Source organism: Streptomyces sp. NPDC059743 (assembly GCF_042732975.1).
In the GTDB taxonomy this organism is placed as follows: domain Bacteria; phylum Actinomycetota; class Actinomycetes; order Streptomycetales; family Streptomycetaceae; genus Streptomyces.
The window spans coordinates 313,996-326,966 of the sequence record NZ_JBHWGS010000002.1; the positions used below are offsets into that span (position 1 = coordinate 313,996).

Here is a 12,971-nt window from a genome sequence, read left to right on the forward strand (position 1 = left end):
GCGCGTGCAGGCACAACGGCACCGTTCCGGGACCGGCTTCACAGCACTCCATCTCGTTCAGCCGGTCGACGGCGGAGTGGCCCGTGTGGTCCTCGATCTGGTCGGCGCCCAGGTGGGCGCCGGAGTCCGCGTCGCCGTCGCCTGTCCGGCGGAGGGCCCGCTCGCCGAGGCGGCGGGCCGCCGAGGCGCCGAGGTCCATGTCTGGCGGGCCGGCCGCAGCCCCGGGCCGGGACTGCTGGACGAAGTACGGCAGGCCGGGCGGCTGGTGGAGCTGATCCGACCGGATCTGCTCCACGCCCACAGCGCCAAGGCCGGCCTCGCGGGACGGCTGGCCGTCCGGGGCCGGGTGCCTACCGTCTTCCAGCCGCACGCCTGGTCGTTCGAGGCGGTCGGCGGAGTGACCGGCCGGCTGGCCAGGCACTGGGAACGGTGGGCGGTCCGCTGGACCGACCGTGTCGTCTGCGTCAGCGAGGCCGAGCGGCGCACCGGTGAGCGCGCCGGAATCCACGCCTCCTGGTCCGTCGTCCACAACGGAGTCGACGTCGGACGGTTCGCAGGCTCGTACGGAAGCGCCTACAGCGCGGCGGCCCGTGCCTCCCTTCCTCTGCTCGCCGCGCTGGAGCCGACCGCTCCCGTCGTGGTGTGCGTAGGACGGCTGTGCAGGCAGAAAGGGCAGGACATCCTCCTGCGGGCCTGGCAGCCGGTCGTACGGCAGGTGCCGCAGGCGCGGCTCGTGCTCGTCGGCGACGGTCCCGACGCCGACGAACTGCGCGCCACGGCTCCGCCGTCGGTTCTCTTCGCCGGCGCCGTACCGGACACCGCGCCCTGGTACCGCGCGGCCGATCTGGTCGTCCTGCCGTCCCGCTGGGAGGGCATGGCGGTGGCGCCGCTGGAGGCCATGGCCAGCGGCAGGCCCGTCGTCCTCAGCGATGTGGACGGTGCCCGCGAGAGCCTGCCGCCCGGCCGTGAAACCCTCTGTCTCACCCCGCCCGAGGACCCGCCCGCGCTGGCCGCCGCCGTGAGCACCCTGCTCCGCGACGGCTCACTGCGCGAAACCATCGGCCGCCAGGGCCGGCAGCACGTACTCAGCACCTATGACGTGCGGCAGACCGCGCAGGCCATCGCGGACGTGTACCGCGAAGTCGCCGCCGTGCCGCGCCCCGAGCGCAGGGAGCCGATCCCCCAGTGACCACGGAAAGCACCAGCGTGCCGCCGCCCTCCGGGCCCGTCAGGGCTACGGGACAGCGCATCGGGCGCGTCTCCGTCGCCCCTCCCCGGGACACCTCCGACCGCGTCGCGCCACCGCCGCGGCGCCCCGCGAGCAGACCGCCCGGCTCCGGGCCGCTGCCGCTGCTCGTGGTGGACGCGCTCGCCGCCGTACTGTCCGCCGCCGTCCTCGGCGACGAGCGGCGCGACGCCGTCCTCGCCGTCCAGCTCGTCGTCTCGGTGACCGCGCTGAACGCGCTCGGCGGGCTCTACCGGCCCGGCGTCGTCCTCTCGGCGCTCGACCAACTGCCCGCGCTGGCCGCCCGTATCGCCGCCTCGTGGTGCGCCGCCGCGGCCGTGCTCGCCGCGTTTCTGCCCGCCCGCGCCCTGGGCATCACGGCACTGCTCGGCGGAGCCTTCGTACAGCTCGCCCTGACATGCGGCGGACGCTCGCTCGTTCACGCACGCCGGCGCGCGACGGCGCGCAACCGGCTGCGGTCCGCGCTGGTCGTCGGTACGGGCCTGGCGGCGCGGCGGCTGACGGCGCTGCTCGTCCAGCATCCCGAGTACGGACTGCGGCCCGTCGGGATTGTCGCTCCGACCCGGGACGACGGCCCGAACGGCGGTCGCGGCGGCGGTGGTACGGACGCTCCCGCGCTGCCGGTGCTGACCTCCGCCGAGGGCATCCACCGGGCCGTCATCCAGAACGGCGTCCAGGAAGCGCTGTTCATCGACTCCGGCCACGGAGACGCCGGTTCGGGCCCGGGCTCCGGTCCCGGTGTCGGTGCCGCTCCGGGCGTCGGTCCCGGCGACTATCTCGACGCCGAGTTCCGCGATCAGACCTTCGCGAGGCCCGGGTTCGGCGGCTCGCGCGAGAGTACGGACCGGTCCGCCCTGGTCGCGCTCTTCCACGAGTACGGCTGCGCCACCTCGTTCATCGGCGCGGGACCCTGGGACACCACCGCTCCGGCGCCCGGCATGGGCCGGCATCTGTGGGGATTCGCCTGGCGCCGGGTGGAGCCGCCGGCCGCGCGCCGCCGCGGCACGGTCGCCAAACGCCTGCTGGACGTGGCGATCGCGGTGCCCGTCCTGCTGGCGATCTCGCCGGTGCTGCTGATCTGCGCCCTGGTCGTACGGTTCGGCGACGGTCCCGGTGTGCTCTTCCGCCAGGAACGGATCGGGCAGAACGGGCGGCCCTTCACGCTGCTGAAGTTCCGTACCCTGCGTCCGGCCGACGACCACGAGGCCGCCACCCGCTGGAACATCGCCAACGACCTGCGACTGAGCCCGGTGGGCGGCTTTCTGCGCCGTACGTCGCTGGACGAGCTCCCGCAGCTCTGGAACGTACTGCGCGGTGACATGAGCCTCGTAGGCCCCCGGCCGGAACGGCCCTTCTTCGTCGCCAACTTCAGCAAGACCCATCCCGGCTACGCGGCCCGGCACCGGATGCCCGTCGGTATCACCGGGCTGGCACAGGTCCACGGACTGCGCGGCGACACCTCCATCGAGGACCGGTCCCGGTTCGACAACCACTACATCGACCACTGGTCGCTCTGGCAGGACGTGTGCATCCTGCTGCGGACCGCGGCCTCCCTGGTCCGTCCGGCGGGAAGCTGATGGCCGCCGACGCCCTCGGCGTCCTGCTGCCGGCCGCGCGCCGGCCGCGATCCGCCGCCCAGACGGGTCCGGTGGGCGCGGCGGGTCGGGCGGGCGCGGCGGCTGCGGCCGGCTTGTGGTGGAGGTTCTCGCGCCGGTACGCGCCGGTGCTGCCGGCCGTGGCGGTCGTCGCGCTCATCGCCGTACCGGCGGCTCCGGCGGGCGACGGCTCCGCCGGATCGGGCAGCGTCGCGGACGCGGCCTCCGCGCTGCTCGTCCTGTACTGCCTGGTACGAGTACTGCGCGAGCGGGCCCGGCCGTTGACCAGGACCGCCGCGCTGGTGCTGGGACTTCCGGTGCTGGGAGTGACCGTCGCCGCCCTCACCTCGCACGAGCCAGCGGCCACCCTGCCCGGTCTGGCGCGCTATCTCCAGATCTTCGTACTGGTGCCGGGCGCGCTGCTGCTGCTGATCCGCGACCGCGCGGACTTCCGGCTCGTCGCCGGTGCCGTCGTCGCTCTGGCGCTGGTGCAGGGCTCGATCGGCGTGACGCAGTATCTGACCGGCACCGGCGCCTCGTACATGGGCGAGAACATCCGCGCGGTCGGCACCTTCGGAGCGACCGATGTGATGGGCATGGCGACCGTCGTGGCGTACGGACTGGTCATCGCGGTCGGATTCGCGCTGGCTCCGGTGCGCGGCGTACAGGGCCACGGAGTACAGCGCCACGGCGTACGCGGTCCCGGTCGGCAGCGGGCCGTCGCGCTGGTCTGCGCCGGGCTGCTGACCGTACCGCTCGCACTGTCCTTCAGCCGTGGCGCCTGGATCGCCACGGCTGTCGCCGTCGTTCTCCAGCTCACGCTCTCCGGAGTGCGCAGGGCCGCCGTGGCCGCGCTCGCCGCCGGAGCGCTCGGCGTGGTCCTCGTCGGCGGACTCGGTATCGGCTCGCAGATGATCGGCGAGCGTCTCGACAGCATCACCCAGGTCACCGACGCGCCCGACCAGTCCGTCGCCGACCGGTACATGATGTGGGCCGCCGCCGCCGACATGTGGCGGGAGCGGCCGGTCACCGGCGTCGGGCTGAAGGGCTTTCCCGCCTACCGCGACAGCCATGCCTCCCTGGGACTGTCCTCGGGCAGCGACACGGCGGGCGCGGGCCTCGGCTTCCAGCGCCAGCCGCTGCTCTCCCCGCACAACATGTATCTGCTGGTGCTCAGCGAGCAGGGCCTCCTGGGGATCACGGCGCTGGCGGGAAGCTGGGCCGCGCTGCTCGTCCTCGCGCTGCGCCGGCTGCCCGGTCCGCGCCACTCGCGGGCGGGACACCGCGGCGGCGACTGCGCGCTCGCCGTCACCGGACTGCTGGTCTGGCAGCTCGTGGACTTCGGCTACGCGGACATCGGCGGGCCGTCCACCGTACTGACGGCCTTGATGTTCGGGCTGGCCGCGTGGTGGGCACTGGGGCCTGCCCGAGGCAGGGACCGTGACCGTGAGACCGGGAGCGGGGCTGCCTCCGCGTGACCGATACGAGGAAGCCTCTGCCCGCGGTGCCCCCGCCCGCATCTCCGCCGTCCCCGTCCTCCTCCTCCGCGGGACCTCCTCCGCAGGCCTCCCCGCCGGAGTCCGCACCGATCATGCCGCCGGTCGCGCCACCTGCCGTGCCGGACAAAGCCGAGCAGCGTCCCGGCGCTCGCGGTGCCTTCTCCTCCGGGCGGTTCCTGGCACGGGCCGCGTTCCTCACCGCCCTGCTGACCGCCGCCGGAGCCCTCCTCGGTCTCCTCCGCGACCAGACCATCGCCCATCTCTACGGTGCCGGCCCCGACACCGACGCCTTCCTCGTCGCCTGGACCGTCCCCGAGGTCGCCGCCACGCTCCTCATCGAGGACGCCATGGCCCTGATCCTCGTACCGGCCTTCAGTCTGGCGCTGGCCCGCAGGGTCACCGAACCGCCGCCCGAGCAGGATCCCGTACTGCTTCTCATGCGGACGACCCTGCCCCGGCTCTGTCTCGCCCTCAGCGCGGGCGCGGCCCTGCTGATCGCCGCCGCGCCCTGGGTGGTGGCCGTCCTCGCGCCCGGTCTGCCCGAACCGCGGCTGGCCGTCGACTGCACCCGGGCGACGGCGACCTGCGCCTTCACCTTCGGCATGGCTGGATACTGCAGCGCGGCACTGCGCGCGCACGGCAGCTTTCTCGCGCCCGCGATGATCTACGCCGTCTACAACACCGCCATCATCACGACGATGCTGGTGGTCACCGACCGCTGGGGAGTACGGGCCGCCGCCGCCGGTGTCGCGTTCGGCGGAGTGCTGATGGTGCTGGTCCAAGTGCCGTTCCTGTGGCGCAGGCTGACGGAGCGCCGGCCGGTCGCCGACAGCGGTACGAAGGACGGCGGAAGCGGACCGCCCGTCGCGCTCGCGCTGCTCGCGCCCGTCGTCGTCTTCGCGCTCAGCAGGCAGTCGCAGGTCCTCATCGAGCGTTTTCTCGCCGCGCCGCTGCCCGCCGGAGCCATCTCGCATCTCAACTACGCGCAGAAGGTCGCGCAGATCCCGATGACGCTTTCCATGATGCTGTGCACCGTCACGTTCCCGGTGATCGCCCGTGCGATGGCGGCGGGCGAGACCGACCGGGCGCGGCGCCGTGTCGAGCGCGATCTCGCACTGGCCGGGATGATCGTGCTGGTCGGAGCCGCCACCGTGATCGCCTGTGCGCCGCAGATCATCGAAGTGCTCTTCCAGCGCGGCGCCTTCGACCGGGCCGACACGGCGGCGACCGCCGATGTGATGCGCGTCTACGCACTCGGTCTGCTCGGCCACACGCTCGTCGGCGCGCTGGTGCGCTGCTACTTCTCCGCCGCGCGCCCGCTCTGGTTCCCGGCGCTCGCCATGCTCACCGGGCTCGCCCTGACCACGGGCGCGGGCGCCCTGCTGGTCGAGGTCTGGGGCGTGCTCGGTATCGCCGCGGCCAACGCCCTCGGTATCTCCCTCACCGCCGCCCTGATGCTGCACGGCGTCGGCCGCCACAGCGTGCCCGTCGACATCCGCGCCATGAGCGGCGGCCTTGTCAAGCTCAGCTCCGCCGCCGCGGCGGCCACCGGCTCCGGCTGGCTCTGCGGAAACCTCATTCCCTCGCCCGTACTGGGCGCCACGGCGGCCTGTGCGGCCGTCGCCGCCGTGTTCCTCGTCATCGCCCGCGCCCTTCAGGCGCCCGAGATCGACACCATCCTCCGCCCTCTCACACGAAAGCTCGCACATGCCCGCTGACACGGTGTCCCCAGGCCCCTTGTGGGCAGCCATGTACCACTCCGTCGCCGACACCGCCGACGACCCCTATCAGGTGACCGTCTCACCGGCCCGGCTCGAACGGCAGTTGCGCTGGCTGAGCCGGCGCGGACTGACCGGCGTCGGCATGGAGCGGCTGCTGCGCGCACACGCCGAGGGCCGCGGCGCCGGACTCGTCGGACTCACCTTCGACGACGGATACGCGGACTTCCTGGAGCGTGCCGTACCGCTGCTGCGCGGATACGGCTTCACCGCCACGGTCTTCGTCCTGCCCGGCCGGCTCGGCGGTACGAACGAATGGGACAGCCTCGGCCCTCGTAAACCTCTGCTCACCGCGGACGGTATCCGCGAAGCCGCAGCGGCCGGTATGGAGATCGGCTCCCACGGACTGCGCCACACCGATCTCACCAGGGCCGACGACGAGCTGCTCGCCGCCGAGACCGCGCGGAGCAGGGAGCTCCTGCGGGCCCTGACCGGTGCCGAGGTGGCCGGCTTCTGCTATCCGTACGGCACGGTCGACGCCCGTGTCATCAGCGCCGTACGGGCCGCCGGCTACACCTACGCCTGCGCCATCAGTCCCGGGCCGCTGACCGGGATGCTCGCCCTGCCGCGCGTCCATGTCGGCGAGAAGGACACCGGACCGCGGCTGTATCTCAAACGGCGGCTGCACCGCTGGCGCCGCGAGCCCGTACCGGCCGCGGAGTACGCCGCGTACACCGACGCCCTGGTCGGCACGGGCGGGAGGACGGCACCGTGAGAGTGCTGCACATCATCACCGGCCTCGGAATCGGCGGCGCCGAGCAGCAACTGCGGCTGCTGCTGAGCCGGCTGCCGACCGAGAGCGAGGTCGTCACCCTCACCAATCCCGGTCCGGTCGCCGAGGGCATCGTCGCCGACGGCGTGCCCGTCACGGATCTCGCCATGACCGGCAACAAGGACCTCGGCGCGCTGCCCAGACTGACCAAGCTGGTCAAGCAGGGGCGGTACGACCTGGTGCACACGCATCTCTACCGGGCCTGTCTGTACGGGCGGTTCGCGGCCCGGCTCGCGGGCGTACGGACCATCGTGGCCACCGAACACTCCCTGGGCGCCGTCCAGATCGAGGGCAGACAGCTCTCCACGGGCGCCCGCGCGCTCTATCTCGCGGGCGAGCGCCTCGGCACCACGACGGTCGCCGTCTCCGCCACCGTCGCGCGCCGACTGGAGCGCTGGGGAGTGCGCCACGACCGGATCCATGTCGTACCCAACGGCATCGACGTCGGGCGCTTCGCCTACGACGAGAACGCACGGCGCGCCGCGCGGAGCCGTCTCGGGCTGCCGCTGGACGCCTTCGTGGTGGGCGGTGTCGGACGGCTGACTCCCAGCAAACGCTTCGACACGCTCGTACGGGCCGTCGCCGAACTGCCGCGCGCCCGGCTCCTGCTGGTGGGCGACGGACCGGAGCGGGAGCGGCTGCGACGGCTGGCGCGGCGCTGGGGAGCGGCCCACCGGATCCTGCTGCACGGCGCGTGCGAGGATCCGCCGCGGGCCGTTCCCGGGCCGTTGCCGGGCGGTCCGTCGAGCGGTCCGTCGGGCGATCCGCCGGACGGACTGTCAGGCGAGCTGTCGGACGTGCTGTCGGACGGGCCCTCGGCAGAGCCCGCCCACGCGCCCGATCTGCCCTCGCTGCTCGCCGCCATGGACGTCTTCGTGTCCACCTCCTACGACGAGGCCTTCGGGCTCGCCGTGGTGGAGGCCCTCGCGGCCGGGCTGCCGGTCCTCCATGTCACCTGTCCCGCGCTGCACGACCTGCCCGCCGACGATGCGCCGGGAGCGCGGCAGATCAGCGGTTCCTTGCCCGAACTGGTCGCCGAGCTGCGGCAGTTCGAGGAGGCGTTTCCGCGTCGGCTGCCCGTGCCCAGGGCGGCGCGTCACTACGACATCTCCCACAGTGCCGAACAACTGATGACGGTGTACGGGCATGCCGTGCGCGGTACGGCCCCCACCCGAGAGGTGAGTTGCCCATGAACCAGTCGAGTCCTCCGCGGCGCCGGGCCGCGCGGCGCATCCCGGTGTCGGCGAGGCTGAAGGCGCTGCCCGTCTGGGGGATCGTGCCGGCGGCGGCGCTGAGCGGCGCGCTGGCCGGAGGCGCGTACGGACTGCTCCGTACGCCCGAGTACACGGCCACCAGCTATGTCCTGGTCGTACCGACGCAGAAGTCCGATCCGGCCGCGGCTCTCGGCTTCGCGACGGCGTACGGACGGATCGCCTCCCAGGTGGCGCTGCTCGGTGACGCGCCGGTCTGGTCCGGTGTATCGGCGGAGATCCTCAAGAAGAGTGTGCGGACGGCCACTTCGCCGGACGCTCCGATGATCTCCGTGACGGCGACCTCGTCCGAGGCGTCGACCGCCGTGAACATGGCGGACGGCGTCGCGCGCTCCCTGGTCGTCAACGGCACGCACTTGCAGGGCAGTACGAACGTACGAGTGCTCCAGTTCTCCCGGGCGGTCGAGCCGACCAGTCCGGTCTCGGCGTCCGCGTCCCTGGCGGCCCTGGTCGGCGCGAGCGCGGGCGGGCTGCTCGGCGGGCTCGGGCTGCTGGTGCGGCCGAGGCGGCGGGCCGAGCAGGTCCAGGTGACCGTCCCGGGCCCGGCGACGGCATCCCAACCACAGCCGGAGACAGTCTGATGCACACCGAATCGAGACGGGCAACCGGTATGCCCTCGTCGGCGGCCCGCACGCGCTCCGCCGCCGCGTCGCCGGCGTCCTCCGGGTCCCCGGCGTCCGCTGCGTCCGTCGCGTCCTCTGCGTCCTCCGTATCTTCCGTTTCCTCCGTGTCCCTCACCTCCTCCTCACCTTCGGCACCATCCGCCTCGTCCGTCTCCGGGTCCGTGTTCACCACGGAGGTATGCCGGGACTTCGGCCGCTTCACCGCGCTCGCGCCGGACTGGCACGCGCTGCACCGCCGTTCCCGTAACGCCACTCCGTTCCAGAACCACGCCTGGCTGCGCTCCTGGTGGGTGTCGTACGGCACGCCCGGACGGCTGCGGATCGTTCTCGTACGCCGGGCCGGGCAGTTGGTGGCGGCGGCGCCGCTGATGCTGGTCCACCGTCCCGTTCCCGTCCTCGTACCGCTCGGCGGGACCATCTCCGACTTCTCCGACGTCCTGCTCGACGACCGCTGCTCCGAGGCCGCAGCCGCCGCGCTGGCCAGGGCGCTGCGCGAGGTGGCCCGTACGTCGGTGATCGATCTGCGGGAGGTACGGCCGGGCGCCGCCGCCGAGCGTGTGGTCGCCTGCTGGAGCGGGCCGCGCCGACGGCTGGCCGACTCGGTCTGTCTCGAACTGCCCGCCGTTCCCATGGACGAACTGCTCGGCAGGCTCGCCTCCTCGCGCGCCCAGCGCTTCCGCGCGAAGCTGCGCAAGCTGGACTCGCTCGGTATCGACGAGCGGGTGGTGCCCGAGGACGAGATCCCGCTCGCGGTCGCCCGGCTGCTGGAACTGCACCGGCTCCAGTGGCAGGGCCGCGGTGTCACCGCCGAGCACCTCAGTACGCGCTTCGCGGAGCATCTCAGCCGGTCGGTACGGGCGATGGCCGGGTCCGGCGATGCGCGCGTGACCGAGTTCCTGCTGGCCGGAGAGGTGCTGGCGGCGGATCTCACCCTGATGTCGGGGACGCTGGCGGGCGGCTATCTGTACGGGGCCGATCCCGGGCTGCGCGCCAGAAAGGTGGATGTGGCCACCATGCTGCTGCGGAGCGGCGCACGGCAGATCAGCGGGAGCGGGCGCACCACGCTGAGCATGCTGCGCGGCAACGAGCCGTACAAGCACCACTGGCGCCCGGAGACCGTGCGCAATCAGCGGTATCTGCTCTCCCGGCCCTGTCTGGAGCCTTCGCTGCGGCTGCTGATCGGACACGCGGCGGCCCGGGGACGGGCCGCCGCGCTGGTCAAGCGGATGCGGCGGAACTGAGTCTCGGAGCCGTGGGACCGAGGTTCAGGAGCCGAGTCTGCGCCACCAGGTGAGTGGGATGCAGACCTTGCCGCCGAGCCATCTCTCGATCCAGGGACCGAAGTGCATCGGCGTACAGGCCGGCGGACGAGCGGGCGCCGGGGCCGGTGCGGGTGCCGGAGCCGGAGCGGCTACGGGCGCGGCTGCCGCAGTGGGCGTCGGGGTGGGCGTCGGAGTGGGCGTCGGAGCCGGCGCGGGCTCCGGCGCCGGCGTCTCTTCGGCCGTCGGAGTCGGCGTCTGAGTGGGTGTGGGTGCCGGAGTGGGTGTCGGTGTGGGTGTCGGCGCCGGTTCCGGCACCCGGCCGTAGAGCATGGACCGGTACACCTTCGACGACTCGGGATTCTCGTCGCACTGCCACACGCCGTGCGGACAGTAGTCGGTGACGGTGTTGTAGAGCGGTTTGTATGTGTCGATCCACTGGAGCATGCGTCGCATGTACTCGGGGTTGTCACCGTTACGGAAGAGGCCCCATTCCGGATAGGAGATCACCTTTCCATGCGCGGCGGCGAAGTTCACATGGTGCCGGAGTCCGAAGGGCTCCTCGACCTGTTCGTCGAAGGTCCGGCCCGGCGGCTGGTCGTACGAATCCATGCCCATGATGTCCACGTAGTCGTCGCCCGGGTAACACGCGGTCCAGGGAATGTCGTCCAGTCCACGGTTGGGCGCGAAGTCGAAACGGAATTTCTGCCCGGGGACCGCGCGCATGGCGGTGACGATGCGCTGCCAGTATCTCTTCCACGCCATCGGCGCGGGCCCGCAGCGGTGGGTGTAGGTGTTTCCGTTCATCTCCCAGCCGAGCACGATCACCGTGTCCGGGACACCGAGGCCGACCAGGCGCCGCGCCAAGGTCCTGAAGTGCTCGTCGTACAGGCCCGCCGCGCCCATGAACAGCTCACGGCGGACCTGCGCGTCACGGACACGGCCCTCGGTGCGCTCCAGCATCGGGACATTGAGCACGAACAGCCGGTCGTCCCGCGCCTTTCGCCATTCGGCCCAGTCCGCCAGGAATTCCGGCGCGCCCTCGATGTTGGACCACACGTCCCCGGGCAGATAGCTGTGCCCGACGCGCAGTTCCGTACCGCCCAGCCATTTCTGCATGGCGGCCATGCGCTCGACGCCCTTCGGGCCGAAGTCGAGATACGCGCCGGTCGCGGGAGCGGGTGCCTGCGGAGGCTTGTGCGTGGCCGCCGTGTCCGGATCTTTCGCGTCACTCGGAGCGGACAGCGCCGCGCCCGAGGAAAGGAGACCGGCCATGACCACACCCAGACACGTGGCGGTCAGCCGTCGACGTCGATGGGACATATAGAAGCTCCTTGCGAGTTGAGCTCTTTTCCGTGGCCGCGAGCCGTGGTCACGCTCCTTCAAAAGTACTAATAAGCCGAACGAGAACCCGGCCTGGCGTTCTATTAGTCCGTTCGTGAATTTCATCCCCCGCTTGGGCCATCGAATTGGGCCATCGAATGAAGGACACCACTGTGCCGAGCTTTGACACCCGCGTTCCCGCCGTACTCATGAGGCTCGACCAGAATCCTTTCCACCATGGGACGCTGGGCGCCGTCCGGTCTCTCGGCCGGGCCGGGATCGAGGTGCACACGGTGGTCGAGGCCGCGCGCGGTCCCGTCGGCCACTCCCGCTATCTGCGCCGTACCCACCCAAGACCCGACGGCTGCCGGGATCTGGCGGAGATTCAGCGACTGCTGCTCCAGGTCTCCGACCGGCTCGGCACACCGGCCGTGCTGATTCCCATGGACGATCTGAGCGCCATCACCGTCGGACAGCTCCAGTCCCGTCTGACCGGCCGTTATCTGCTGCCTGAACAGCCGTCAGGACTGCCGGAGCGCGTCGCGGACAAGGCGGAGCTGGTCGGTATCTGCCAGGAGCTCGGGATTCCGCATCCGCGTACGGTGATTCCCGGCTGCGCGACGGAGGCGGCGGACGCCACCGGTGCGCTCGGGCTGCCGTTGGTGGCGAAGTGGAGCAGACCGTGGCTCCTTCCCGAGGCGGCCGGGCTGCGCAGCACCGTGCTCGTACGCTCCGCCGACGAGGCCCGTGAGCTGTACGGACGCAGCGCCGAGGCGGGCAGCAGACTGCTGCTCCAGGAGTTCCTGCCGCACGGCCGAGGCCTGGACTGGTTTTTCCACGGATACAGCGGCGCCGGCGGCGAGTGCCTGGTCGGAGCGGCCGGCCGCAAGGAGCGGTCCTGGCCGGTCGGAGCCGGGCTGACGGCGGTGGGCACCTGGCTGCCCAATCCGGCCGTGGAGCGGACGGCCCGTCAGATGGTCTCGGCGCTCGGCTACCGAGGGATCCTCGATCTCGACTTCCGCCGTGACACCGCGACGGGCGCCTACCATCTCCTCGACTTCAATCCCAGGCCCGGCGCGCAGTTCCGGCTCTTCACCGACCGGTCCGGCACCGATGTCGTACGGGCGCTGCATCTCGATCTCACCGGCCGGGCCGTGCCCGTACAGGCCACGGCGCACGGCAGGACCTTCGTGGTGGAGAACTACGCGCTGCTGTCGGCGCTCTCCGTCCTGCCCTCGGCCCGCGCGCGGCGCGCCGATCGCGCCGCCGCACACGCGGATGGGCGGTCCGGCGCGGCGGACCGGTCCATGGCGATGGAAGCCGCGTGGTTCGCACTGGACGATCCGCGGCCCGCGTACGCCATGGCCGTCGCCTGGGGTCTGCACGCGGTACGCAGAGGACGGCGCGGACTCGGGCGTCTGCTCGGAGGAATCGCGACCGACCGGCGCAGAGGCGACTTCGGGCGCCACGATCCCGCGCTGCCGAGGACGACTCCGGTGCTCAGGCGCGGACGCAGCCCAGCCGCCACCGCGCAGGGCGTCCCGGTGTCGCACCGGCCCTGACGACCGGGACGGCCTGCCACCGAGCGCCTTCTCGACGGACCGT

10 protein-coding genes are annotated in these 12,971 nt (G+C 72.2%); 9 read left to right on the forward strand and 1 reads right to left on the reverse strand.

What is annotated here, in order from left to right; all coding sequences use genetic code 11:
* The first annotated feature begins 4 nt into the window (after positions 1-4).
* From ACFV6H_RS04535 to ACFV6H_RS04570, 8 genes are all read left to right on the forward strand, one after another.
* Complete coding sequence (locus ACFV6H_RS04535) at positions 5-1,189, forward strand: glycosyltransferase (RefSeq protein ID WP_385538552.1); 1,185 nt, start codon at positions 5-7, stop codon at positions 1,187-1,189.
* On the forward strand, positions 1,186-2,823 hold the full coding sequence (locus ACFV6H_RS04540) for a sugar transferase (protein WP_385538554.1): 1,638 nt from the start codon (positions 1,186-1,188) through the stop codon (positions 2,821-2,823). Before ACFV6H_RS04535 ends, ACFV6H_RS04540 begins: the two co-directional genes overlap by 4 nt.
* Positions 2,823-4,319, forward strand: a complete 1,497-nt coding sequence (locus tag ACFV6H_RS04545) for an O-antigen ligase family protein (protein WP_385538556.1) — start codon at positions 2,823-2,825, stop codon at positions 4,317-4,319. Before ACFV6H_RS04540 ends, ACFV6H_RS04545 begins: the two co-directional genes overlap by 1 nt.
* Positions 4,320-4,432: 113 nt before the next feature.
* A complete protein-coding gene (locus ACFV6H_RS04550; protein WP_385538558.1) occupies positions 4,433-6,058 on the forward strand; it encodes a lipid II flippase MurJ in 1,626 nt (541 codons plus the stop codon).
* The gene (locus tag ACFV6H_RS04555) at positions 6,048-6,833 is read left to right on the forward strand and encodes a polysaccharide deacetylase family protein (protein ID WP_385538560.1); all 786 of its coding nucleotides are present in this window, start codon (positions 6,048-6,050) and stop codon (positions 6,831-6,833) included. Before ACFV6H_RS04550 ends, ACFV6H_RS04555 begins: the two co-directional genes overlap by 11 nt.
* Entirely contained in the window at positions 6,830-8,083 is a 1,254-nt protein-coding gene (locus ACFV6H_RS04560) for a glycosyltransferase (RefSeq protein WP_385538562.1), read from the forward strand. The genes ACFV6H_RS04555 and ACFV6H_RS04560 overlap by 4 nt, the downstream gene beginning before the upstream one ends.
* Positions 8,080-8,742: a lipopolysaccharide biosynthesis protein gene (locus ACFV6H_RS04565; RefSeq protein WP_384977152.1), complete on the forward strand. Its 663-nt coding sequence runs from the start codon at positions 8,080-8,082 to the stop codon at positions 8,740-8,742. Before ACFV6H_RS04560 ends, ACFV6H_RS04565 begins: the two co-directional genes overlap by 4 nt.
* 146 nt (positions 8,743-8,888) lie before the next feature.
* Positions 8,889-10,025: a GNAT family N-acetyltransferase gene (locus ACFV6H_RS04570; protein ID WP_385538565.1), complete on the forward strand. Its 1,137-nt coding sequence runs from the start codon at positions 8,889-8,891 to the stop codon at positions 10,023-10,025.
* 24 nt (positions 10,026-10,049) lie between these two features.
* Here the strand turns inward: ACFV6H_RS04570 and ACFV6H_RS04575 are convergent, their stop codons facing one another.
* Positions 10,050-11,366 carry a glycoside hydrolase family 26 protein gene (locus ACFV6H_RS04575; protein ID WP_385538567.1) on the reverse strand — a complete coding sequence of 439 codons (1,317 nt, stop codon included), beginning with the start codon at positions 11,364-11,366 and terminating at the stop codon, positions 10,050-10,052.
* A gap of 173 nt (positions 11,367-11,539) precedes the next feature.
* Between ACFV6H_RS04575 and ACFV6H_RS04580 the strand changes: the two genes are divergently transcribed.
* Positions 11,540-12,928, forward strand: coding sequence for an ATP-grasp domain-containing protein (locus tag ACFV6H_RS04580; protein ID WP_385538569.1), 1,389 nt, complete (start codon positions 11,540-11,542; stop codon positions 12,926-12,928).
* The last annotated feature ends 43 nt before the right edge of the window (positions 12,929-12,971 follow it).